The 23525-nt window shown below is 35.9% G+C and carries 25 protein-coding genes and 1 tRNA gene; 21 read left to right on the forward strand and 5 right to left on the reverse strand.

Annotated features, from left to right (window positions below; translation table 11 throughout):
- Positions 1-15 precede the first annotated feature (15 nt).
- The 10 genes from DW721_RS10965 to DW721_RS11010 all read left to right on the forward strand — a co-directional run bounded on the left by DW721_RS10965 (position 16) and on the right by DW721_RS11010 (position 6209).
- On the forward strand, positions 16-369 hold the full coding sequence (locus DW721_RS10965; protein WP_118745779.1) for a hypothetical protein: 354 nt from the start codon (positions 16-18) through the stop codon (positions 367-369).
- Positions 370-381: 12 nt separating this feature from the next.
- Positions 382-1182: a phage tail protein gene (locus DW721_RS16410; RefSeq protein ID WP_118745780.1), complete on the forward strand. Its 801-nt coding sequence runs from the start codon at positions 382-384 to the stop codon at positions 1180-1182.
- Positions 1183-1196: 14 nt separating this feature from the next.
- On the forward strand, positions 1197-1478 hold the full coding sequence (locus tag DW721_RS10975) for a hypothetical protein (protein WP_118745781.1): 282 nt from the start codon (positions 1197-1199) through the stop codon (positions 1476-1478).
- On the forward strand, positions 1468-2631 hold the full coding sequence (locus DW721_RS10980; RefSeq protein ID WP_118745782.1) for a baseplate J/gp47 family protein: 1164 nt from the start codon (positions 1468-1470) through the stop codon (positions 2629-2631). The genes DW721_RS10975 and DW721_RS10980 overlap by 11 nt, the downstream gene beginning before the upstream one ends.
- Before the next feature lie 3 nt (positions 2632-2634).
- Positions 2635-3195, forward strand: coding sequence for a phage tail protein (locus DW721_RS10985; RefSeq protein WP_118745783.1), 561 nt, complete (start codon positions 2635-2637; stop codon positions 3193-3195).
- Positions 3195-4541, forward strand: a complete 1347-nt coding sequence (locus tag DW721_RS10990) for a hypothetical protein (RefSeq protein ID WP_118745784.1) — start codon at positions 3195-3197, stop codon at positions 4539-4541. The genes DW721_RS10985 and DW721_RS10990 overlap by 1 nt, the downstream gene beginning before the upstream one ends.
- Before the next feature lie 28 nt (positions 4542-4569).
- Positions 4570-4932, forward strand: coding sequence for a hypothetical protein (locus tag DW721_RS10995; protein ID WP_118745785.1), 363 nt, complete (start codon positions 4570-4572; stop codon positions 4930-4932).
- Between the two features lie 171 nt (positions 4933-5103).
- Entirely contained in the window at positions 5104-5349 is a 246-nt protein-coding gene (locus DW721_RS11000; protein ID WP_118745786.1) for a hypothetical protein, read from the forward strand.
- Between the two features lie 14 nt (positions 5350-5363).
- Positions 5364-5594, forward strand: a complete 231-nt coding sequence (locus tag DW721_RS11005) for a holin (RefSeq protein WP_118745787.1) — start codon at positions 5364-5366, stop codon at positions 5592-5594.
- A gap of 45 nt (positions 5595-5639) precedes the next feature.
- Positions 5640-6209, forward strand: a complete 570-nt coding sequence (locus DW721_RS11010) for an N-acetylmuramoyl-L-alanine amidase (protein WP_118745788.1) — start codon at positions 5640-5642, stop codon at positions 6207-6209.
- Between the two features lie 424 nt (positions 6210-6633).
- On the opposite strand, the gene DW721_RS11015 is transcribed toward DW721_RS11010, so the two are convergent.
- The 3 genes from DW721_RS11015 to DW721_RS16415 form a co-directional block, all read right to left on the reverse strand.
- Positions 6634-6732: a manganese catalase family protein gene (locus DW721_RS11015; protein ID WP_118667761.1), complete on the reverse strand. Its 99-nt coding sequence runs from the start codon at positions 6730-6732 to the stop codon at positions 6634-6636.
- 97 nt (positions 6733-6829) lie between these two features.
- On the reverse strand, positions 6830-7075 hold the full coding sequence (locus DW721_RS11020; protein ID WP_118498816.1) for a spore coat protein CotJB: 246 nt from the start codon (positions 7073-7075) through the stop codon (positions 6830-6832).
- Positions 7072-7605 (reverse strand): spore coat associated protein CotJA, encoded by a 534-nt coding sequence (locus tag DW721_RS16415; protein ID WP_243035998.1) that lies wholly within the window; start codon positions 7603-7605, stop codon positions 7072-7074. The genes DW721_RS11020 and DW721_RS16415 overlap by 4 nt, the downstream gene beginning before the upstream one ends.
- Positions 7606-8355: 750 nt before the next feature.
- On the opposite strand from DW721_RS16415, the gene DW721_RS11040 reads away from it, so the two are divergent.
- Entirely contained in the window at positions 8356-10158 is a 1803-nt protein-coding gene (locus tag DW721_RS11040; protein ID WP_182436303.1) for a DUF885 domain-containing protein, read from the forward strand.
- A 220-nt stretch (positions 10159-10378) separates the two neighbouring features.
- Here DW721_RS11040 and clpX read toward each other — a convergent pair whose 3' ends face one another.
- Entirely contained in the window at positions 10379-11833 is a 1455-nt protein-coding gene (gene clpX, locus DW721_RS11045; RefSeq protein ID WP_055945286.1) for an ATP-dependent Clp protease ATP-binding subunit ClpX, read from the reverse strand.
- A 56-nt stretch (positions 11834-11889) separates the two neighbouring features.
- Here clpX and DW721_RS11050 point away from each other — a divergent pair.
- The 8 genes from DW721_RS11050 to DW721_RS11085 all read left to right on the forward strand — a co-directional run bounded on the left by DW721_RS11050 (position 11890) and on the right by DW721_RS11085 (position 21076).
- Positions 11890-11961 (forward strand) — tRNA-Arg (locus DW721_RS11050).
- Between the two features lie 261 nt (positions 11962-12222).
- Complete coding sequence (locus DW721_RS11055) at positions 12223-13887, forward strand: D-alanyl-D-alanine carboxypeptidase family protein (protein WP_022014522.1); 1665 nt, start codon at positions 12223-12225, stop codon at positions 13885-13887.
- 170 nt (positions 13888-14057) lie between these two features.
- Positions 14058-14396 (forward strand): hypothetical protein, encoded by a 339-nt coding sequence (locus DW721_RS11060; protein ID WP_022014523.1) that lies wholly within the window; start codon positions 14058-14060, stop codon positions 14394-14396.
- A gap of 22 nt (positions 14397-14418) precedes the next feature.
- The gene (locus tag DW721_RS11065) at positions 14419-15384 is read left to right on the forward strand and encodes a MoxR family ATPase (protein ID WP_022014524.1); all 966 of its coding nucleotides are present in this window, start codon (positions 14419-14421) and stop codon (positions 15382-15384) included.
- Positions 15385-15391: 7 nt separating this feature from the next.
- The gene (locus DW721_RS11070; RefSeq protein WP_118745793.1) at positions 15392-16375 is read left to right on the forward strand and encodes a DUF58 domain-containing protein; all 984 of its coding nucleotides are present in this window, start codon (positions 15392-15394) and stop codon (positions 16373-16375) included.
- A 4-nt stretch (positions 16376-16379) separates the two neighbouring features.
- Positions 16380-18866: a transglutaminase-like domain-containing protein gene (locus DW721_RS11075; RefSeq protein ID WP_118745794.1), complete on the forward strand. Its 2487-nt coding sequence runs from the start codon at positions 16380-16382 to the stop codon at positions 18864-18866.
- A gap of 55 nt (positions 18867-18921) precedes the next feature.
- Positions 18922-19620 (forward strand): L-ribulose-5-phosphate 4-epimerase, encoded by a 699-nt coding sequence (locus DW721_RS11080; RefSeq protein ID WP_022014527.1) that lies wholly within the window; start codon positions 18922-18924, stop codon positions 19618-19620.
- A complete protein-coding gene (locus DW721_RS11085; RefSeq protein WP_182436304.1) occupies positions 19589-21076 on the forward strand; it encodes a S8 family peptidase in 1488 nt (495 codons plus the stop codon). The genes DW721_RS11080 and DW721_RS11085 overlap by 32 nt, the downstream gene beginning before the upstream one ends.
- 96 nt (positions 21077-21172) lie before the next feature.
- On the opposite strand, the gene DW721_RS11090 is transcribed toward DW721_RS11085, so the two are convergent.
- Positions 21173-21394: a DUF2508 family protein gene (locus tag DW721_RS11090; protein WP_022014529.1), complete on the reverse strand. Its 222-nt coding sequence runs from the start codon at positions 21392-21394 to the stop codon at positions 21173-21175.
- 403 nt (positions 21395-21797) lie between these two features.
- Between DW721_RS11090 and DW721_RS11095 the strand changes: the two genes are divergently transcribed.
- Together DW721_RS11095 and DW721_RS11100 are read left to right on the forward strand one after the other, a co-directional pair.
- Positions 21798-22307 (forward strand): A24 family peptidase, encoded by a 510-nt coding sequence (locus DW721_RS11095; RefSeq protein ID WP_182436305.1) that lies wholly within the window; start codon positions 21798-21800, stop codon positions 22305-22307.
- Positions 22308-22365: 58 nt separating this feature from the next.
- Positions 22366-23358: a hypothetical protein gene (locus tag DW721_RS11100; protein WP_118745797.1), complete on the forward strand. Its 993-nt coding sequence runs from the start codon at positions 22366-22368 to the stop codon at positions 23356-23358.
- The last annotated feature ends 167 nt before the right edge of the window (positions 23359-23525 follow it).

Genomic DNA, 23525 nt, shown 5'->3' on the forward strand with positions numbered 1-23525 from the left:
CTCGGAGGTGATAGTTTGGATTCGATAAGGGTTGGAAGAATATCTTCTATCGACTATAAAAAAGGATGTGCGGATGTTTATTTTGAGGATGAGGAGAATGTAATATATTCAGAACTGCCATTTTTGGCATTTGAATATAATATGCCAAAAGTCAATGATTTAGTGCTTGTAGTGGCTCAGAAATATGCTCAGAAGAAAACAGGGTTTATATTAGGACCTTATTTTAATGATGAAAACAAGCCGGAGTTTACAGGTAAAGGATTTTTTAAAAGGCTTTCTGACACGGCATATATAAAATATGATGCACAAAAGGATGAGATTGAGATTGCTGCCGGAAAAGTAGTCTTAAAAAATCTTAATGCAGATTAGAAAGGAGAAAAAATGGGACAAGTCGGGCATTTTGGTGGAATAAAGTTTTATTCAAAGATGAGTAAACCTATTTTGAAGAAAACAGTTAAAGGTAATTATCTGGAACTTCCATATAGCGGTGGAAAAGTAGAAGCATTATCTTTTTCTGATGCGACATGGAGTTCATCAATAAATATTGCAGAGCACAAAAGACATGGAAAGAAGCCATTGCTTGAATTTACATCAAGAAATGCAGATGATTTTACGATGACAATATATTTGTGGGCTCAACTTGGGGTGTCGCCGTGGAAAATGCTTAATAAATTGCGAAGTTATACGCTTGAAGCAAAAGTGTATCCACTGTATCTTGGCGGCAGAAAGGCAGGGCATAATAAATGGATTATAAGCAGTGTGTCAAATGAACTGAAAACATTTTATAAAAATGGAAAACCAATTTTAATTGTTGCTAATGTAACTTTTAAGGAATATTTATCAGTAAAAGAGAAAAAGAAGTCAAAGCATAAAAGAGTGGCTGTTAAAAATAAAAAAAGGAAGAAGAAAGTAGCGAAAACGAGCAGCAATAAAAAACAGAATACAAACAGTTCAAAAAGTAAAAAAGCGAGCAGCAGTAAGTCTAAAAAGAAGAGTGTAAGCAGTAAAAAGAGTGGTGGATATATTACATATACATTAAAGAAAACCGACACACTTTGGAATCTTGCAAAGAAATATTACGGTTCAGGTGACAAATACAAGAAGATTTATAATGCGAACAAAAGCCTGCAGCAAGGCTATAAGTTAAAACCCGGTTCAACTATTAGAATACCAAAAAAATAGGGAGGTGATGTGCATTGAATGTTATTTACACGGGAGACAGGGCAGATGCACCAGATATAGTTGGCTGCGTGGGGAATATTATATCAAGTATAAAAGGAAGTATTCCATATGCAAGGGATATGGGGATAGATGATAGCGTTGTCAGTTCTCCGGAAAATTCTATCGAGGGAATTTATATGGCAGAAGTCGAAGATCAAATATCCTTTTGGGATGAAAGGGTGCTTGTGGATGAAATAAGTTTATCAAGAAAAAATGCAAGATTAGATTCGGAGGTGACACTAAAAGATGGCGATTAAATTGGATGCGTTGCAAAATTTGCCTGAAATTGATTTTTTGAGCGATCTTAATATCACGCAGGAAACAATAGCGGAGGAGATGCTTGAAGATTATCAGAGCAAATATGAAGAACTGACAGGAAAAGAAATAACATTATATCCTGCCAATACCGAAAGATTGAAGATGCAAATTGTAGCTGGAGAAATTTATCAGATATATGAGTATATTTCTTATTTATTTAGTCAGAATTTTATACAGTACATGGATAGGGAAGTGTTGGAAAACTGGGGGGCTACGCTTGGATATGCTGAGACAAACATAAAAGCGGCAACTTGTATATTACAGTTTAGTGTTAATGATGTGCTTGATTTTGATGTTGAAATACCTGCCGGGACAAGGGCCACTGCCGGTGATGATGTTTATTTTGCTACTGATGAAAGCTGCATATTACAAGCGGGAGAGTCCTTTGTAGAAGTGTCTGCGACTTGCACAGAAGAAGGAACGGTCGGAAATGATTATGTGACAGGTCAGATAAATGTACTTGCAGATTTGGTCTTAAATATATCTGGTGTTGTAAATTGTACGAAATCATCGGGCGGTCAGGATGAATATGACGATGAAACGCTGCGTGAAAATATTTTTATGTTTCCATCTACTTATTCAACTGCGGGTCCTAATGCTGCATATGAGTTTTTTGTAAAGGCTTATAGTACAGATATAGTTTCTGTTAATGTGGTTCAAAATAATGAAACAGCAGAGGTTGATATTTATATTATGCTTGCCGATGGAAAAATACCGGATGAGAAATATTGTAAAGCCGTTGCTGATTATATTGCAGGACTTGAGAATACCCCGGCGGATGACAAGATATATGTTAAAGCTCCTGAAGTTATAAGATATAAAATTTTAGGAAAATATTATATATCTGAATCAAATAGGGAAAATGAAACAATCATTAAAGAGTCTGTTATAGAAGCAGCACAGTATTTTGTATCAGAATGTCATGAAAATATAGGAGTAGACATTGTCCCGGATAAACTCATTGAGGTAGCAAGAGTCGCAGGAGCAAAAAGGCTTGAAATAACAAGTCCGGTGTTTACGCAGGTAACGGAAACACAGATTGCCATATGCGATAGTGTAGAGCTTGTTTATGGCGGATTGGAGGATGATTAAAACATGGGAAAACTTGGTGAAACAGGGACTACATTTTTGTCAATGCCTCCTGCTTTTCAAAATATTGAAGATAAGTGTTTCGGTTACGCAGTAGACAGGCAGTTGGCGAAAGTTATGGAAAAAGCAAAAAGCGTAGCAGTCTGGGCGGACATGGATAGCGTGGATGCAAAATATTACGGATATATGGCGGCAATGCTTCGTTCACCATATTTTTTAAGCAGCTTGTCGGAATCCGACAAACTCAAAACAATAAAAACAACATTAAAGTCACATTCATATGCAGGAACGGTAAAGGGAATAAAAGAATTATTGCAAACGGTCTTTCCGGGGGCAGAGTTTGTACCGTGGTATGAATATGAGGAAACAGGAAAACCGTTTCATTTTAAGATAGTAACAGATACATCACCGACGGAGGAGCTTGTGAAAAGATTTGCAGATATTCTTAAGTATGTAAAGCCACAGCGTTCGATAATAGATGGAATGGAAACAAGAACACATATATTTGATTTACAAAGCTTTATATCTACAGGTGAGTGGCATAGTGAGAGATTGGAGGAAATATAGTGACAAATTTTACAAAAACAAGACTGACCGATAAGGGACTTGCACTGCTTGCAAAAACAGGAGTTTCAGTAACAGTCACGAAAGTAAAAACCGGAAATGGTGAATATCAGACAGATGCAGATATAGGTGCTATGACTGAATTAAAATCTGAAAAGCAGGAATTTCAGATAACCAGCACACAGAAGAAAACAGACACAACATATGCAATCAAATTTGTTATGTCTAATAAAGAATTAGCAGAAGATTATCTTTTCACGGAAATTGGTATATATGCGTCAGATCCTGACGAGGGAGAGATATTATATGCTGTTTGTTATGCAGAAAATAAAGACGCAGATATGATAAGAAAATATAGTGGACTGTATGAGTTCAAAGCAATTATTGTATTAAATATTCAGGTGAACGCTGGTGGAGTGGTTAATGTTGTAGAACAAGGACTGTATGCACTTGCGGAAGATTTGGAGGAGTTAAGAGAGGAGGTGGGTGACAAGGTAGATAAAGAGGAAGGAAAGGGACTGTCACATAACGATTTTACGGATGCGGATAAAAAGAAGTTGGATGGGATAGATGAGGGAGCGAATAAAACAGTGATAGACAGTGAACTAAATTCATATAGTTCAAATCCTGTGCAAAATCAAGTAGTTTATGAAGAAATGTTAAAAAGAATGGCACAAAAATGGGTTGGAAGTCATCTTTATACATTGTATGGAATAGTAGCACCGTCAACAGTTAATGGGGCTAATACGGGTTCTCATTATCTTGATGTGAAAACAGGTAACACTTATATTATGACAAGATATACAGATAGAGGTGCACAGGCATGGACTAATACAGGGACTTTACAAAGTGTTGAAGAAATATTGAATTCTAAATTCGATAAATCAAATATAGCAAACAACCTTGTTACGACTGAAGAGGGATATGTGGCAGATGCCAGACAGTTAAATGAAAGTATAAAGGGAAGTTTTGCTGAGAAAATAATTAATAAATTATCTTACATTAGTTCTAGAATTAAAAGTAGTACGATTTATGAAAAATTGACAAAGACTATTTCAAGTACGGAAGAGGTTGCATATGCGTTTAATAATCCGGGAATATACTACTTTAATTGTCATTGTATTGCATATGGTACATCATCAGCTTGTTTATTGTTAGTAAGCGGTTCTGGAAGTGTAGAAGAAGCAGGCATTATTATTTTAGGTAAAATTGAAAAGACGATAACATTTGCTGTTGAGTCTTCTTTTTTAGCAAATGGGACGCAAGTAGTTTATGTGCCTAGATTAAAATTAAACATACCATCAGGAGCCAGGGGAGAATATACGAAATCATTATATCAAATTATATAGAATAATTTTTAGGAGGAATAAAAACATTATGAAAATCAAATTAAAAGATAACACAGAACTTACCGTTACCGAAAGCAGCACAGCAACAAAAATCACAGCAGATTTTTCTTCTGCTGAAGATATTGAAAACTTCCGCAAGAAACTGACTGACGAAAATCTGTCAGCATTTAGGTACATAAAAGACGATACTGGCGAAATCATAGGCGAGTACAAAAATTATACTTTTGAAACAGTGTCATATCTGTATTCGGAGGAAAAGAGTGTTTTTGAAGCGTCATTTAACATCCGTCAGCTCAGCAATATAGAGGTGAGACTTGCGGCAGTCGAAGCAGGGCAGACTACTCAGAATGATGCCATTGCCGAGATGTCAGAGGTTATTTATAGTGAATAGAAAGGGGGTGGACGAGATGGCGAAATTTTGGTCTGAGAGAATTGCATACGATTTAAATCGCATCGACGAAGTTCCGGCAAAGTTAAAGGAAAAAGTAAAAAAATATATCGAACAACATACGGAAGCTTAGGCTTCTTTTTTTAATGCCTAAAGGCAGGAAAGGAGACACAAATGGCAGCATACGCAATAGAAATAATAATAGCAGTTATTTCAATGCTCGGCACAGCGAGTGGAGCATATTTTGCAAATAAAAAATCAACGGTTCTTGTAGCATATCGCTTGGAGCAGTTGGAGAAAAAGCAGGATATACATAACCAGGTAATCGACCGGGTTTATGAGCTTGAAAAATCAGTAGCTTTAAATTCGGAAGATATAAAAGTAGCAAATCACAGAATAGAAGATTTAGAAAAGAAATAAGGAGGTTTTTATTTATGTTTAAAAATTGTGTGTTGAAGGTAAGTGTTGATACTCAGAAATGGGTGAAATCTGCGACAGTCAGAGCGATTAAAACAATGGCTCAGACTGCAGTTTCTGTAATCGCAGTTGGAAGCACGGTGGCAAATGTTGATTGGAAACTGGCAGCATCTTCGGCAGTAGTAGCCGGAGTTGTAAGTGTTCTGACATCAGTTGCAGGACTTCCGGAAGTAAAGTGTGAAGAATAGAATAAATAAGAATGTAAAGTACATGGAAAGTGAGGAAAAAATAATATGGCAAAAATAAAAGCAGTAACAGTACACGGAGGACACAACCCACAGGGTAAAATAGCTTGTGGGGCATCTGACTATATTGACGAGAGCAGAGAGGATAGAATTATTACCAAAAAGGTAATAAGACTTTTGAAAAAGAATCGTATCAAGGCATATAATTGTACCGTGAATAACGGAAAAAGCCAGACGGATGTGCTCAGGAAAATTTGTGCCAAGTGCAATTCAAAGACGAGAGATATTGACATCTCAATTCATTTTAATTCAGCAGTTCATCAGAAAGTAACTGATGGAAAAACAACAGGAACAGAGGTATGGGTGAGAGATACCTCCGGTATTAAAGGAGATTTGTCAAAGAGAATATGCAACCAGCTTTCAAAAGTAGGTTTTAAGAACCGTGGTGTAAAGACAACATCGGGATTATGGGTTTTAAATAAGACTGCAAAACCTGCCTTGCTCATTGAGGTGTGTTTTGTATCGGATCCAGACGATGCAAAACTTTACAAGAAGAACAGAGATGCCGTAGCAAAAGCTATAGTGCAGGCGATTCTTAATTATAATAAGGTGCATTGAGTTTGAATGTAGAAAATTGTCAATTTATATGATAGAATAGATTCGTTGCCATCTCCTATACCGGCAAGGGAAGGAGGTGTTTACTACGGAGTATATAGCAGCTCTTTTTGTCACTGTTATGGGTAGTGTGATTTCTCATTACATTATCAAATGGTTAGATAGTGATAAATGATTGGCAATTAACCTGTGGTATTAAGCCTTCCACGCTAAATAGGAATAAAAATCCCCGATGTTGGCAGCATCGGGGATTTTGTTTTGTGTTCACTACGGAACAATAGCTTCTCTTTGTCTGACGACATTATATCATATGTAAAAGCAGATTTCAATATACATAAATATAATAAAATATGATATAATACGATAAAAGATAATATAATACGATAAAAGATAATATAATACATTTTAATATATTATAGGTTCTCGACTACAGACCACCGTATTGACTCATTATTACCATTGCAGCTTTTGGGTCGCACCTTGTTATATTGACAGGGTATTGCAATCGCTTTTCATAATTAAACATAAACTCCTCATTTCTGCGTCAAACGCAATGATATTTGTTTTTTGTGAAATTTACAGAAACTTTAAAAAATCCATAATAAACAACAATAGTTTGTTTTTTATTCCCATGGCCACGGGTCTTTTACCCATTCCCAGTAACATGAGTCCGGGACATCATATTTAGAAAGTGGACCATATTTCTGTGTATATTCATTTACTGCTTCTTCTCTTTCTTTTTTTAATTTGTTGTAATAACACAGAGCATCTTTGTCACATGGGTGTGTGTCTAAAAAAAGAACTGTATCGTCCATTGCGAAGCTTACCTGGGTGATATATGCCAAGAGGTTATGCTTTTCTCTATTCATCTCGCACCTCCTTTTTGACTGCAAAATCCATTTGGAATACAACCGTAAAACGGATAGTCAAGTTCTTTAAAAATAGTTCCCTGTGAAAGACCTTCGCAGAGGGCATAGACATTTCTCCACTTTTGCCAAGGAACATAGCCTATTCCAATAGGAATATTGTGCATATCAATATGTGATATTGAATCAGCACAATTTTCAGGTGGTCTGTAATGTGGTCGCTCACAACCGGAATCGCATGTTCGTGGTTGATTTTGATGGTGGTTGTTGCAACCTGAAGCCATGTTGTTTTGATTTGAAGAACAACTGTTACAACCGGAAGCCATATTGTTTTGATTTGAAGAACAACTGTTGCAACCGGAAGCCATATTGTTTTGATTTGAAGAACAACTGTTGCAACCGGAAGCCATATTGCTCTGGTTTTGAGAATGACTATTGCATCCCGGAACCGTATTATTTGGTTTTTGAGAGCGGCAGCTGCAGTTACCACAATGCTGACAGCCTGCCTGTAATCTGAAATTCATGTTATTCATAGGAAATTCCTTTCGTTATCGGAATCATATATTTTAAGAATTAGAATATATTTATATATCTAATCTATATATTTTTATGAAGAAATAAGAAAAATGTTACTGAGATAGCATATTACTGACGGGATAGTTAGGTAGATATTAAGAAAACTTATATTATAAGGATTGAAGTTCAGAATAATCCCATAACATAATATCTAAGAGATAATCAGAATTGTTATAGTTGATAAGAAATGGAATATAATCAGGGACAGTTTCATCATGTATATCAATATTGGACATAATATACTGAATTGGATTTATGGTTTTGTCAATTTTAAAGACAGCAAAAAAGGATACCAGCATTTTCTGGTATTTGTTGGTTTGCAGTAATGTATTTTGGTTTTCAGAGTATGTATTCATGAAAATTGAAACCTCATTTCTTTGTGTGGTATAGCAATGTTGTAAGCCGTAGTACCGGTTTAGGGTCAGATACATTTTAAATCCAATAGGGTTATATAAATTGTTATTGGTTACACAGGCTATTTAAAATTAGTTCTATATTTATTTTAACATACTTTTGTAAAATTGTAACATAAATAATTAAAATATTTTATATTTTTGTGCAGAAACATGTCGAAAAATTCACAATAAATCAGGGGAGTAGTGCGAAAAATCCATATATACAAGATTTTTCGCACACAAGATTTGTGTCTGTGCACACTTGACACAAACTTAATATGCAAAAAAATGTGTGCAGAAATGAGGAGTAAAGTGAAAAATAGGATAATAAAAGTAATTATTTCATTATGTTTTATTTTGTTGGCGATAGGAGCAGTCAGGGGAGATTATTTTTCTGTTATTGATGTTTTACAAAAAAGTGTCGGCTATGATAATTCAAGGTCTGTTGAAAAGATGCAGGAGGATTTTGATGCTTTTTTAAATCAGATTTTTATTAACAGCGTTTCGCAGGATACCCTGACAATGAATTATACTTTAAAAAATAAAAAGATATATGGTCTTGATAATATGGAGGTTAGTTTTGGAAATATGGATTTTGATGAACAGAAGGGGACTTATTCGGTTTACGAAAATATGATGGAGACTCTTAGAAGTTTTGATTATGATAAATTGAAAGAGGAACAGAAAATCTGTTATGATCTTGCAGAGTACATGATGAAACTAAATCTGGAATCGTCAAAATATCCGGACTTTGAGGAGTATTTAAGTGAGACTTCGGGTGTCCAGGCACAGCTTCCTGTTTTGCTTGTTGAATATAATTTTTATACGGAAAATGATATTAAAGATTACATAAAGCTGTTAAATCTTATTCCGGAGTATTTTAATAATGTCATTAAATATGAAAAATATAAGACAAGTAAGGGAACTTTTATGAGTGATACTTGTGTGAATCTGGTGATAAAACAGTGTAATGCGTTTGTTAAAAATCCGGATAAAAATTATCTTATTACGACTTTTGAAAAGAGAATATCAGGATTTGCCAATATAAATGATACTGATAAACAAAATTATATTGCTAAAAATAGAGATGCTGTACTTAATAAAGTTATCCCGGCATACAAAAATCTTGTATTTGGATTGGAGTCACTTAAGGGTAATGGAAAGAATAATGGAGGTCTTTGCGGTTTTAAAAATGGTAAAAAGTATTATGAATATCTTGTAAGGCGAAAGACGGGGTCTGACAGAAGCATTAAAGAAATGGAAATACTAATAGATAAGGAATTGAAGCAGGCACAGAAGAAAATTTCGGAGATAATTGCAAAAGATTCAAAGATTTATGATAGTGCCGTAAATGTAAAGTATAAATATACTGAGCCAAGTGAAGTTATAAAACATTTAAAGAGTGCAATGAAAGAGGATTTTCCGTCACTTTCCGATGACATAAAGTGTCAGGTAAAGTATGTTGACCGTTCTCTTGAAGAAAGTCTAAGTCCCGCTTTTTATCTGACACCTGCGATAGATAATTATAATAATAATGTGGTTTATCTTAACGGAAATAAAAAATACGACCTTAGCAAAGCGTTTACAACAATAGCACATGAAAGTTATCCGGGACATTTGTACCAGAACTGCTTTTTCTATTCAAAATCACCGGTTCCTTTCAGAAGTGTTGTTAATATAGGCGGTTATGTTGAAGGATGGGGGACTTATGCAGAGCTTTACAGTTACAAATATGCCGGGTTGGATGAGAAAACGGCAGAGATACTTCGGGAAAACACTATCGCAACGCTTTGTATTTATGCACAGGCTGATATAGGAATAAATTATAACGGCTGGAGTCTTACAAAATTGGCAAAATATCTCACGGCATATGGATTTGATATAGAACAGAGTAAAACAGTGTATAACAGTATGGTTTCAGAGCCGGCAAATTATCTTAAATATACTATGGGTTATTTAGAGATAGAGCAGATGTATAAAAAGGCAGAGAAGAAGCTTGGAAAGAAGTTCACACCGAAGAAATTTCATGAATATATATTGTCGATAGGGGAAGCTCCTTTCTCATTATTAAATGAAAGGCTTGATACTTGGATAAAGGAGCAGAGCCGGGGCTGAAAGAAAAGTATTATCTATATTAGTGCAGATAGGAAAACAGACAGCAATGTTGATGTTTGCAGATGTGAAAAATCTAAAATTGTATTATAATGTGAAAGCAGTTGAGAGATAAATAAAAACAGCACAGCAGTTTTTTTAAATACTGCTGTGCTTGTGGATTAAAAAAGTACAATATTTATATAATTCTGCGTTTATTTATCACGGTCAGGCAAATAGCACTTTATTCAATCAAATCTCTCTGGGTGAGGATTTTTGCTTCGCCACTTTCACGCATTTCAATAACCGGAGAACCTTTGTGGTTTATATAATCATCAGTGATAGTTACCCGTCCTATCATGTCATCCTTAGGAATTTCGTACATTATATCAAGCATAAAGTCTTCAATAATGGCACGAAGAGCTCTTGCCCCGGTGTTTTTCTTTAAGGCTTTTTTTGCTATGCAGTGAACGGCTTCATCGTCAAATTTAAGGTCAACTTCATCAAGTGCGAGAAGCTTTTTGTACTGCTTTAAGATTGCATTTTTGGGCTGTGTGAGTATCTGTGCGAGCATATCCTCAGTCATTGCCTGAAGTGTAAATACTATAGGAAGTCTGCCTAGAAATTCAGGAATCATACCAAATTCTCTGAGATCCTCAGTAGTAACTTTTGAGAGAATATTTTCGTCGTTATCATATTTATCTTTAAGTTCAGCTTCAAATCCAATGGACGACTGTTTTGTAAGTCTGTTTTTAATAACTTTTTCAAGTTCAGGAAAAGCACCGCCACAGATAAATAAAATATTTCTCGTATTAACCGTTGTAAGCGGAACCATCGCATTTTTGCTTGTAGCACCGACCGGAACTTCGACATCACTGCCTTCAAGAAGTTTTAACATTCCCTGCTGAACGGATTCTCCACTTACATCTCTGCTGTTTGTGTTTCTTTTTTTAGCAATCTTGTCAATTTCATCTATAAAGATAATTCCATGTTCGGCTTTTTCAACATCGTTGTCGGCTGCGGCGAGAAGCTTTGATAAAACGCTCTCTACATCATCGCCTATATATCCGGCTTCTGTAAGTGAAGTCGCATCAGTTATGGCAAGAGGAACCTGAAGTATTTTAGCGAGTGTTTTAACAAGATATGTTTTACCGCAGCCTGTTGGACCTACCATAAGCATATTTGACTTTTCGATTTCGATTCCGTCATCTTCTTCAATATCATCTGAGAGTACACGCTTATAATGGTTATAAACTGCGACAGACATTACTTTTTTTGCAAATTCCTGACCGACTACATATTCATCGAGTTTTGATTTAATTATATGAGGTGCAGGAAGATGTTTTATGTCAAAGACACCTGTCTGTATATTATCTTTTTTCTTTTCTTTTGCAGCTTTTTTCTTTTTAATCTTCTGATTTTTAGGGATATTGTCACCGCCCGGCATATTTGGCATACCAAATCCGAACATATCCATATAAGGCATATTTGGAAATGTGCCGTTCAGGTTCATATTGTTCATTGAATCAAAAGTTTTCTGCATACAGTCATTACAGATACATATATTATTTGGAATATGTATCATTTTGCCTGCTTTGCTTTCAGGACGGCGGCATATATAACAGATTTCTTCATAACTATCGTTGTTATTATTGTTATCTGATGCGTTTATATTATCACTATTATTATTATCTGACATAAATTATCTCCTTTTCTTGACTACTATGCTGTAGTGTGTTAAAATATGAATTGTGTGCTCCCATAGTTAAATGGATATAACAGCCCCCTCCTAAGGGGCAGTTGTAGGTTCGATTCCTACTGGGAGTGCTTTTTGTTTATCTGGATGTGTTTATGCGGTGGCAAAATTGTTTACAATTTAGCAAACCGTAACATCATGATAGCTTATATATTTAAAATATGCAATGCAACTTAGTAAAAGATTAGCGTTTTTTTATAAATAGATTAAGATTTTTATAAATTGAATTAAACGATAGATTTAGTGTTATGAGCAAGCAGCACAGCAAATTGCGAATATCCGCTTTACTATCAGATAAGAGGTATGTTATTTACACAGGAAGTGGGGAGATTATGAACAGAAAAAGAGTTTTATCGTCGTTTTTGACTGTAATTATCATGTTTTCCGCAATGTTGTCGGGAGTCAGTGCACAGGCAAAGGGTGGTTCATGGCCGAAAGGACCGTCAACGGACAGTCTTGTCAGTGGTTCGGCAATAGTTATGGAAGTTTCCACGGGTACGGTATTATATGGAAAGAATATTCACAAAAAACGCTATCCGGCAAGTATCACCAAAATTCTTACGGCACTTTTAGCTGCTGAGAACAGTTCACCGAGTGATGTTGTAACATTTTCAAAGACGGCAGCATACGGTATAAGTCCGGGAGATTCGACGGTAAGTTCTGAGCCGGGTGAGAAAATGACGATGGAACAGTGCCTTTATGCCATCATGCTTGAGTCCGCAAATGAGGTTTGTCTTGCGGCAGGAGAACATGTTTCAGGAAGTGTAAAGAACTTTGTTAAGCTGATGAACAGGCGTGTTAAGCAGCTTGGTCTTAAAGATACACATTTCAATAATCCAAACGGTCTGCCTGATCCTAATCATTATACTACGGCATATGATATGGCGATGATAGGAAGAGCAGCTTTACAGAATTCTGTATTTAGAAAGGTCAGCAATACACCGAGATATACTTGTGCAAAGACAAATAAGCATAAGATGAAGAGAATATGGCTCAATCATCATGAGGCTATCAATCCGGACGAGTATCCTCAGTACGGATACAAATATTGTATCGGTGGAAAGACAGGATTTACACACGCAGCAGGAAATACGCTTGTTACATTTGCGGAAAAAGACGGTATGCAGCTTGTCTGCGTTGTCATGAAGTCGACAAGCCAGAAAGCAGGAGAGCCTAATCAGTACACGGATACGATTAAACTTTTAAATTATTGTTTTGGAAAGTACAAAAAGCATAATGTCGGTGGTTCCGATTCAAAGATAAGTGAAGATTTGTTTGACAATTACGGAAGTTTCTTTAACAGTTCAAATTCTCCGGTGAGATTTGAGGGTGAGTCAAGTGTTGTACTTCCAAAGAATGTTAAACTTTCAAAGGCTAAGCAGAAAATAATTTACAATAAAAATGTTAAAATTAAGACTGGAAAGAATATTATAGGAAAAGTAACCTACACTTATGCGGGAAAAACGGTTGGTTCAAGCAATATTATTTATGACAGTACAAAGAAAACATATCTTGATGAAGCATCAAGAAAAGTTGTAAACAAAGAAATAAAATCAATCGAAAAGACAAATTCAAATCCATCATTGTTTCATAAGATATTTACCGGAATAAGAGATGGCATTTCAGGTGGAATTTATGGAGTGATTGATTTTATCGTAAACAACATTGTTCTTTCGATAGTCATACTTTTAGCGATAATAGTTATTGTGATGTTTATAATTTTTGCCATTACAGGTAAGTCCATTGTAATGTCAAGGAGCAGAAAAAGGCATGGTGGCTACCAGAGTAAAATGGGTAGAAGAAATCATGCTAAAAGAGTAAGGCAGAACAGAAAAGATTCTTCTAATAAGAATGTGAGAAGAAATCATAGTAAGCATTATACAAAGAAAACATCTGCTTCAACAAGTGATAAGCCGTCTACAAGAAAAAACACAAATTATTCAAGACGCCGTAAGAAAACGCGTGAGAGTTTTGGAAAGAATTTCTTTGACTTTTAAATATCAGATCGGAGTGGATTGTCACTCCGGTCTTTTTTTCATATTTATATAGTGAGGGTGATTGCGAAACTGATTATAAGTTGTGTTAATTGCACAATTTAATAAAGTATTATGAGAGTTTCGCAATTTGATGTTATTAAAATATGGAAAAAGAAGCGGAGATTATTTGTATGAACAGGTTGTGTATGGAGGCGGCGGTTTCGCAGGAGTATCAGGATTATCTTGTAGAGTATTATGGAGATGAAAAATACCTGACCGATAAATATGGTGAGGGATGTTATCAGATAATCTCTGAGCGGTTTGCGATTGCATATGTAAAGGGAGATGAAGTTAGAAGTGGCATAAACGGCGGAGCATTTTTTGTGCCCGCTTGCTATGGTCTTATGTCATCAGAGCCGGCTCTTGCGTCCGCGGGGATAACAAAAGTCAGAAATCAGCCGAATCTGTCTATGTACGGACAGGGAGTTATGGTTGGGTTTATAGATACGGGGTATGCCGTGCGAAAATAGAAGAAAGGGATATAATAGGAGTATGAAAGAAAAATATTATTCAGATTGTATTAAGGTTTTAGATGAAGTGGGAAAGGTTGTTATAGGAAAAGACGACTGCATAAGAAGTGTTATGGCGGCAGTTTTGGCTGAGGGACATATACTTATTGATGATGTTCCGGGTGTCGGAAAAACATCGCTCGCAACGGCATTTGCGAAAGCAATGGGTCTTGAAAACAAAAGAACACAGTTTACATCTGATGTAATGCCGGCAGATATTACCGGATTTAATATGTATGACAACAAGAGTCAGGAATTTATTTATCAGCCAGGACCTGTAATGTGCAATTTTTTTCTCGCGGATGAAATCAACAGAACCTCACCGAAAACGCAGTCGGCACTTCTTGAAGTGATGGAGGAAAAGAGTGTGACCGTTGACGGTGTGACGAGAAAAGTTCCTGAACCGTTTATAGTCATAGCTACGCAAAATCCGGAGGGAAGTATAGGAACACAGCTTTTGCCGGAATCACAGCTTGACAGATTTATGATATGTATTTCCATGGGTTATCCTTCGCTTGAGGATGAGATAAAGATTGCAAAAAATTGTGAAAAAGATTATGAAAATGTGCGTATGTCAGAAAGTGTTGCGTCTGTTATTGACGGGGAAGAACTCTTAAATATAAGAAAATATGTGAAAGATATTTTTATAGCTGATGAAGTTTATGATTATATATGCAGACTTATCAGGGCTACCAGGGGAAGCGATTATATAAGACTTGGCGTAAGTCCGAGAGGAACAATCGCACTTACGAAGCTTTCAAAAGCATTTGCATTTCTTGATGACAGAGATTATGTGACACCAAAAGATGTCAAGGAGGCATTTGAAAAGATTGCTCCGCACAGGATTGTCATGTCGGGAAGAGCATCAGGAGAAAGGATTTCTTCGCAGATGGCTATCAAAAAAATAAGTAACGGCATAAAAGCACCAGGAATTAAAAAGAAGAAATGAGGAGAAAATGGCAGGTAGGATTTTTACATTTATTTTGAGTGTATTGTTTACTTTATATATGTCAGTTTTATATAACAGCAATGGTTTTTTGTTTGTGTTTTATGCTGAAATTTTAATAGGAAGTATGTTGTTTATCATGAATATGATATTGTTTTTCAAGCTTAAGATAAAGCTTGAAACAAAGCCTGTCATAAACAAATGCGGGCGGATAAATTTTGAACTTGTTCTTGAAAACAGGAGTATTTTGCCAAGTGGAAAAATACTGCTCACATTGAACTGCCTTGACCCATATAATATGAAGCAGAAAAAAGTTGTTGTTAAGCAGTGGTGTTCGGCAAAAAGGACAGAGAGATGTTCGTACAGTTTTAGGGATGATGAAATCTTATCCGGAAATTATATAGTTTCTGTTAAAAAGGCGGGAATATACGACTATCTGGGATTTTTCAAGTTAAACAAACATATGAAAAATAAAAGTGAAGCAGTTTGTATAGTGCCTGTGACAGATGGAAAATATATTGAAACCGCAGAAAAAGATAGTGATGACAACTGTGTTATGATTAGCGAGAATAAGAAAAATAACGGAGATTTCAGCCATGTCAGAGAGTATAGAAATGGCGACAGGCTTAGAAATATACATTGGAAGCTTTCATCAAAAAGTAATACACTCTATGTAAAGGAATTTTTGGATGATAGTAAAAATTATTATTGTTATTATATTGAGACAAGACCGTTAAAAAGAGAAGAGATTGCAAGAGAATTTGATAAATGGAACAAGGTAGGATTTGGGACTATCGAAAATGGTGAAAATATAGTCTATGTCTGGTATGATGCAAGACAGAAGCAGGTGAAAAAAGCATATGTATCAAATGAGGAAGAATTATACCGGGCATTATGTGAGATAAATGTTTATGATGAAATGAATTTGCGGTCAACAGGAAATAATCCTGTTATTGATAAAGATACGCTTATAGAAATGGAGAAAACAGGTTAGAGTTATGGAATTGTATGGAATCAGGCAAAAGAAAAGACAGACAATGCCTTTAGCGGGGATTTTTATGGCGATAACTGCCGTTGGAGTTTACCGCAGTTTTTGTGATGAGTTTAGTTATCCGGCAAATTATAGAGAGGTGTATCTGGCAATCTTCATCTTCTCGTTGATATTTACATTGACGGGGATGTTAAAATCAATTCCCCAAAATATATTATTTGCCGGATATACGATTGCCTTTTTTGGTTTTATGCTATTAAGGCGTGATTATTTGAAAGGGAGTTTAAATATACTTCTTAATTATGTGAACATAAAAAAACAGGAGTATTTACAGTCTGATGAAATGACAGATGTAACTTCCGTTTTGCACGGTTCACGGCTTGGGAATAGTGGAAAAGCAGCCATTATCGTGATAATAGGGATGATGGTTCTTGCCATGGCAATATGTATTTTTAGTCTGAAAAGCAGGGTGTGGAGTTATATTCCGGCGGCGGTAGTGGTTATCATGGGAATGATGTACGGAAAAACACCATCTGTGGAGACTTTTGCGATGCTTGTTGCAGGTGGTGCGGGTATAGCATTTTCTATTACAAACCGTAAAATGAAAAATAAGGCGGTGGGATATGCGGTCATTTCAGTTATAATGGCAGCCTGTATGGCAGTTTCAGTCTGTGTTACAGATCAGACCGAAGAAAAGATTATGTCGAAAAACAATCAGATTTTAAGAAAACAACAGCAATATGAAAAGATTGCAAAAAAGATTGCTGATAATATCGTTGAACAGATACAGGATATGAGTTATCGTGGAAGATTATCAAATGTTTCACCTGTTTACACGGGGAAAAATATGTTTGAAATAGTGCTCGACAAAAAGCCCGGGTCAAAAATTTATTTTAAAGAATTTAGTGCGGACACATACAATAACGGCAAATGGACGAGTGAAGCAGAGGAATCAGGATTTTATTCTTATCGTTTGAAAAGTATTTTTTCTTATGGATACAAGTCTGTTAAGGATATGGCGGACAAAAGTAGTGAAACAAAACTTATAAATATGCGTGTCCAATATGACAATAAGGCAAATCAGAGAGATAAAAAACTGGCTCTGCCTTATTACAGTGATGTAAAAAATATAAATACAAATAAAAAATCTGATGATAAAAATGTAACAACTGTTGATAATGGGATAAAATTAGATGATTTGGAGAGAAGCATAACAAGAAAAGCTGATGATTACAATATAAAGTATTATGATGTGGCGTATTCAGAATATAATTATCTTTTAAACAGTGATAAAAGTTATGTGACAGATACAAAATATAGCGAATATGTCAGAGAAAATTACCTTGGAGTGCCTGATGATGACAAGTTAAAAAAATTTGCAGATGAAATAGAATTGTCTGAACAGTTAAGCCTTAAATGTCAGGAAATAGAGTCTGCATTGCAAGCTGATACGACATATACAAAAAATCCGGGCAGACTTCCTCTGACGAAAGATTATCTTGACTATTTTCTTTTTGAAAATAAAAAGGGCTACTGTGAGCATTATGCAACGGCATCGACGATTCTTTTAAGATTGAAAAATATTCCGGCAAGATATGCCGCAGGTTATATGGTTTTTCCAAGTCAGTTTAAAAAGGTAGTGAGAAAGAGTGCTTTTGGGAAAAATAAAGTGTACTATGTGGCACAGGTACATGATGAGGATGCACACGCATGGTCTGAGATATATAAAGAGGGGGTGGGCTGGCTGCCGGTAGATATGACAAAAACATCTGCAATCTCAAAGGAATATGCCGATGAAGAACCGCCACAAGTTTCTTTTGATACTGTACCGAAAAGCACTAAAGCGGCAGATAAAGCTCAACACAGGGCAAAAAATACGGCAAAGCCAAAGAAAAATAAAGTTAAAAATGATAACGGGAATGTAAAAAAGAAAAAAGACAACAGGAAAAAGTCCGATAACAAGACAGTAAAGAACAAAACAAAAGTTAAGGACAAGATGGAAAGCAATATTAAGAAAAGCCAGTCGGAAAAGACTGCAGCAAAAAACAGAACAGGCTTGCCGTTGTATGTAAGATTACTGCTTGTTTTTGCGGTGGCATTTGTACTTTTTGTGATATATATTTTTTATGGCAGACAAAAAATGTTTTATCTTTTATATAAAAAGAAGATTTCAAGAGCAGAAAACAATTCAGCAAAGCTTTTTGTGGCAAGAAGATTTTTGACCCTGTATATGGGATGTGAAGGCAGGAAAATGGAAAGGCTTTCCGATGATGAATATATCAAAAAACTGTCCGAGGTGTGTGATATAGGAAATCTTAGGGAGATACTTGAAAAGGCTGCTTTTTCGGCGGAGGATATATCAGAGAGCGAACTGTTGTGTTGTCTTTATATAATGAATGAAATTGCATCAAAGATTAGAGCCGAAAGGTCTTTACATTGTCTTTATTTTGAGTTAAACTTGTTACAGAACTTTATTATAGAAAAAACTAAATAAATTTACTTTTTTTTATAACACTTATTAAAAATTTTCACTGAGAAGGAGGAAAAATATGTTAGAGGAATTAAAGAAAAGAGTTTATGAGGCAAATATGCTTTTACCAAAGTACGGTCTTGTAACATTTACCTGGGGAAATGTAAGTGAGATTGACAGAGAGAGTGGAATTTTTGCTATCAAGCCAAGTGGTGTTGAATATGACAAGCTTACACCTGAAGATATGGTGCTTGTTGACCTCAACGGAAACAAAGTTGAAGGAAAATATAATCCGTCATCAGATACGGCAACTCATGTAGAGCTTTACAAAGCATTCAAGGACATCGGAGGAGTCGTACATACTCACTCATCATATGCTACAAGCTGGGCACAGGCAGGAAGATCAATTCCATGCTATGGAACAACACACGCTGATTATATTTATGGTGAAGTTCCATGTGTACGCTGTCTTACAAAGGACGAGATTGAGGATGCATATGAAGAGAATACGGGAAAACTTATCGTTAGCGAGTTCAATGCAAGAAATCTTGATCCTGTAGCTGTTCCTGCTGTTCTTTGCAAAAACCATGGACCATTTGCATGGGGCAAAGATGCTCACGAGGCAGTTCACAATGCAGTAGTTCTTGAGGAAGTCGGAAAGATGGCATATCGTGCTGAGACTATCAATCCTAGAATCCAGCCTGCACCACAGGAGCTTCAGGACAAGCATTACTATCGTAAACACGGTGCTAACGCATATTACGGTCAGGGCAAATAATAATATTTTTATTCGCACACCAGCGGGGATAGACTACGGTCACCCCGCTTTTTTAAATGCTGACGGAACAAGCAGGATATATTCAATATGGGATCAGACAATACCCATTGAAAATATGAAAAGCGGCAGAATTCCCGACGGATTTTTGTTCGGGGCAGAATATTTAAGAAGTAATATTAATGAAGCACTTATGTCTGATAATCCTAAAAACATAGTTCCGAGTGTAGACACAAACGGACATGGAACATTTCTTGCAGGGGTTGCCTGTGGCAATAAGATTGATGAGAGAAATTTTTCGGGGGTTGCCCCGCTTGCCGATATATGCGTCGTTAAGTGCCGTGAAGCAAAAGACGGTCTTAAAAGATATTTCCGCATAGGCGGTGATAAAGTAGTCTTCGGTGAGCAGGATATAATGCTTGGCATAAAATATTTGTGGCAGACTGCAGTAAAAGCCGAAAAACCGCTTATCATATGCTTTGGAATAGGAACAAATATAGGAGGGCATGAGAGAGGAGGATGTCTTGGAGAATATCTCGAAAGTAGAGGAAATTACAGCGGTGTGTGTGCGGTGGCTGCGTGTGGAAATGAAGCTAATGCCGGACATCATTATAGGAGCGGACTGCTCAGGTCGGGGCAGGATGTTGAGGTCGAACTGCGGACGGGAAGTGATGATGGATTTACGATAGAGTTGTGGGGAGATGCACCAAATCTTTATGCGATAGGTATCATATCTCCAAGCGGTGAATATAGCGGAAAGACAACGGCAAAACTCGGTGAGCAGCACAGGATAAGGTTTGTACTTGAAAAAACAGTGGTTGACATAGATTATCTGATAACGGCATATGAGAGTGGTGACGAGTGTGTAAGGCTAAGATTCAGCTCAGTTGAACCGGGGTTATGGAAAATAAGGGTTTTCAATGACAATCGGGGTGATGGTTTCTTTGATATGTGGCTGCCGATAAAAAATTTTATAACTGATGAAACTTATTTTCTTGAAAGTGACCCTGATGTGACGATATGCAATCCGGCAAACAATATAGCTATATTGTCAAATGCCTACTATAATTCATATACGACTAGTGCCGTTGCAGACTCAAGCCGTGGCTACACAAGGTCTGGATATATAAAACCCGATATATGCAGTCCGGGAATAGACATATTTGGACCGATGGCAAGTGTCATTACAGACAGGACACAAAAAGGTGATGTGTCATTGGCAAGATATGGTTATATGAGCGGTTCAAGTGCCGCTACGGCAATAACAGCCGGGGCAGCAGCACTTTTGATGGAATGGGGGATAATAAGAAAAAATGACATAACGATGGACACCGTGTCCGTCAAGAAATATCTTATCCGTGGTACGATAAACACGGGGGTGGAAGTCCCAAACAGGATATGTGGTTACGGCGGCATTGATCTTTATGGTGTGTTTCAGACAATGCGGGGAAGAATATGATTTTAATATATTTTATCATATGACAGGTGTATCCTATTTCAGTTTGACTATGTTGTAATTTTTTGGATAAATTTATGGATTTACTGCACTGATGGTTTATGTGTTGCCAGTGTCAGAGTTTTTTATGTCACGAAGCAGCACTTTGTATCTGAGGTTTGCAGCATTTATTTCATATATAAAAAGGTCTATAAGGTCCGGGTCATCTACACTTTCGAGTCCTTTGTAAGCATTTTCAAAGCTTTTTTGTGTCTCTTTTAGTGCATTTTTAAGGAACTCTTCTCTTTTGGGAGGGTTTCTTTTTTTGTTTGAAAAAATCATAAAAATTCCTTTCTCATTATTTGACTCTAATATCATTTATAAATAAGTATAGACAAGGGTTGGAAAAAATATGCAATTTTATAAAAAAGTTAAAAAAATTTTTTGTCATTTTCCCTTAAAAAACGACAAATTAAAATTTAAGTCTTTAGAAAAGAGAAGATGACGTGATTACAAAATACAGTGAAGTATCATATCAAAAAAATTAAAAAAAGTTTAACGAAATTTTTGCCTTAGGAGTGAGGCAGATGTTGTGCAGAATAAATAACAAACTAAGAAAATTTTTAGTCAGATATTAACAAAAATAAAGATGAAATTTTGGCGATTTTAGATAAAAACAGGGGGTGTTGACATACATTTTGTGTGATGTTAAAGTTAGCCCACGCAAATGGAGGAGGTGAAAGACATGAGAGAAATATTTGTGTGCAGTATGCTTTTAATGGCAGGAATTGATGATATGAAAAGAAACAGAATAAGTAATTGTATAGTGATTCCGGCAATAATTTTGTCGGTTATATACAAAGTGTATTTTGATGGATTTTTGTATGCAATGCGTGGGATAAAAGATATGACTTTAATATGTCTGATATTTCTACCGGTGTTTAAGCTGCGGGGAATAGGGGCAGGAGATATAAAATTATTTTGTATGATTACAGGATTCTACGGATTTATTTTTGGTATAAAAGTAGCTGCACTCACTATTATGTTTGCAGGAGTCGCGGCGGTATATCGTGTTTTAAAGTATCCGTATTTGCTAAACAGATTTTTTGAATTAAAAAATTATCTGTTATATGGTGTTTGTGGTACCGGGCATTATTTTGCAGCGGATAAGTCAGAAAGAGCAGTGATTATCCGCATGGCACCATTGACGGCAGCAGCATATTTTTTAGTGTTGTTGTATTTGTTAAAAAATTGAGTTTGTAAGTTGTTTTTCAGGCAGACAAAGACAAACTTATTGTAAGAGGAGGGATAGTTTGGAGAAAGTAGTAATAGGTCTATATGATAAGACGGTGTATTCAGAGAGGTTTGCAGAATACTTTTGCAATAATAAAAATAATTGTATAGATTTCAGGATATTTACAGTGTTTGACAAAATTTCAGAATTTGTAAAAAAGGGAAAGCTGGATGTATTGCTTTTGGGTCAGGAGTATGTTGATGAGATTAAAAATACAAAAGAAATTGGTAAGATAATTGTTTTGTCAGAAGGAAATTATGTCATGGAGGGTGAAAAATATCCGGTTGTGTTTAAGTATCAGTCGGTAGAAAATATTATTAATGAGGTGCTTGAAAATATAGCTGATGATGAGAAAATCCGATTGGAAGAAAACAAGAAAAATCCGGTCAAAATCAATACGGAGTTAATAGGAGTGTATTCGTCAGACAGCGTAAATCTGGCATTGAAATATGGTGTTGATCTTGCGATAAAGACGGCAAAAGTAAAAAAGACACTTCTTGTATGTCTTGACCAGTTAAACGGTCTTGATGGTGCATTAAGGCTGGAAAACAATATGTGTGAACAGTTTTTTTCATATGAGGGAGAGAATATGACTTATGAAACTTCATATGTAAGAGGAATGTCAGAAGTCATATATTATCTGAATAAAAAGGGCAGTAAGCTTGCCCTAAAATTACAGTCTATAATATGTCACAGAGGTGGCGTGGATTGTATATATTCGGTGGAAGATTACAGAGATCTTAAATACTTTGATATTGAGGGAGTAGAGGAGTTTATCAGTATTCTTTCAGGTCAGATGGAGTATGAAACGATTATTTTTGTAATAGGTTATCTCAATGAAACATTTATTGAGTTGATGCAAAGGTGTGATAAATTGTATTTTTCTGCTGTGCAGGATGAGATTGACAGGCAGAGATTTAGTTCTTTTGAAAAGACGCTGATGCGTGATGGTCTGGCAGGGAGTCTTGATAATATTATGTTTTATGCATCAGAAAAATCAGTGATTGATTGAGCAAAAAAGAGAGGAACTTCCTGATTAAAAGTTAAAAATATGAGCAATAAAAAATTTTAAATAACTGACAAAAAGTAACAGGCTGAACTGTTACGACAAAAATTCTGATTTAAGGTAAAAACATTGACAGTATAATCAGAGTAAAAACATGGATTGTAAGTGGATAT

The organism is Clostridium sp. AM27-31LB, assembly GCF_003480745.1.
In the GTDB taxonomy this organism is placed as follows: domain Bacteria; phylum Bacillota; class Clostridia; order Lachnospirales; family Lachnospiraceae; genus Butyribacter; species Butyribacter intestini.

What these genes read in the sequence shown, in the direction of transcription:
- DW721_RS11015 (WP_118667761.1), bottom strand. Translation starts at nt 6,732, where the DNA reads ATGTTTAATTATGAAAAGCGATTGCAATACCCTGTCAATATAACAAGG.
- DW721_RS11010 (WP_118745788.1), top strand. Translation starts at nt 5,640, where the DNA reads ATGGCAAAAATAAAAGCAGTAACAGTACACGGAGGACACAACCCACAG.
- DW721_RS10985 (WP_118745783.1), top strand. Translation starts at nt 2,635, where the DNA reads ATGGGAAAACTTGGTGAAACAGGGACTACATTTTTGTCAATGCCTCCT.
- clpX (WP_055945286.1), bottom strand. Translation starts at nt 11,833, where the DNA reads ATGTCAGATAATAATAATAGTGATAATATAAACGCATCAGATAACAAT.
- DW721_RS11080 (WP_022014527.1), top strand. Translation starts at nt 18,922, where the DNA reads ATGTTAGAGGAATTAAAGAAAAGAGTTTATGAGGCAAATATGCTTTTA.
- DW721_RS16415 (WP_243035998.1), bottom strand. Translation starts at nt 7,605, where the DNA reads ATGAATAACATGAATTTCAGATTACAGGCAGGCTGTCAGCATTGTGGT.
- DW721_RS10995 (WP_118745785.1), top strand. Translation starts at nt 4,570, where the DNA reads ATGAAAATCAAATTAAAAGATAACACAGAACTTACCGTTACCGAAAGC.
- DW721_RS11005 (WP_118745787.1), top strand. Translation starts at nt 5,364, where the DNA reads ATGTTTAAAAATTGTGTGTTGAAGGTAAGTGTTGATACTCAGAAATGG.
- DW721_RS11090 (WP_022014529.1), bottom strand. Translation starts at nt 21,394, where the DNA reads ATGATTTTTTCAAACAAAAAAAGAAACCCTCCCAAAAGAGAAGAGTTC.
- DW721_RS10980 (WP_118745782.1), top strand. Translation starts at nt 1,468, where the DNA reads ATGGCGATTAAATTGGATGCGTTGCAAAATTTGCCTGAAATTGATTTT.
- DW721_RS11065 (WP_022014524.1), top strand. Translation starts at nt 14,419, where the DNA reads ATGAAAGAAAAATATTATTCAGATTGTATTAAGGTTTTAGATGAAGTG.
- DW721_RS11000 (WP_118745786.1), top strand. Translation starts at nt 5,104, where the DNA reads ATGGCAGCATACGCAATAGAAATAATAATAGCAGTTATTTCAATGCTC.
- DW721_RS11075 (WP_118745794.1), top strand. Translation starts at nt 16,380, where the DNA reads ATGGAATTGTATGGAATCAGGCAAAAGAAAAGACAGACAATGCCTTTA.
- DW721_RS11020 (WP_118498816.1), bottom strand. Translation starts at nt 7,075, where the DNA reads ATGAATAGAGAAAAGCATAACCTCTTGGCATATATCACCCAGGTAAGC.
- DW721_RS11095 (WP_182436305.1), top strand. Translation starts at nt 21,798, where the DNA reads ATGAGAGAAATATTTGTGTGCAGTATGCTTTTAATGGCAGGAATTGAT.
- DW721_RS11060 (WP_022014523.1), top strand. Translation starts at nt 14,058, where the DNA reads ATGAACAGGTTGTGTATGGAGGCGGCGGTTTCGCAGGAGTATCAGGAT.
- DW721_RS16410 (WP_118745780.1), top strand. Translation starts at nt 382, where the DNA reads ATGGGACAAGTCGGGCATTTTGGTGGAATAAAGTTTTATTCAAAGATG.
- DW721_RS11070 (WP_118745793.1), top strand. Translation starts at nt 15,392, where the DNA reads ATGGCAGGTAGGATTTTTACATTTATTTTGAGTGTATTGTTTACTTTA.
- DW721_RS11055 (WP_022014522.1), top strand. Translation starts at nt 12,223, where the DNA reads ATGAACAGAAAAAGAGTTTTATCGTCGTTTTTGACTGTAATTATCATG.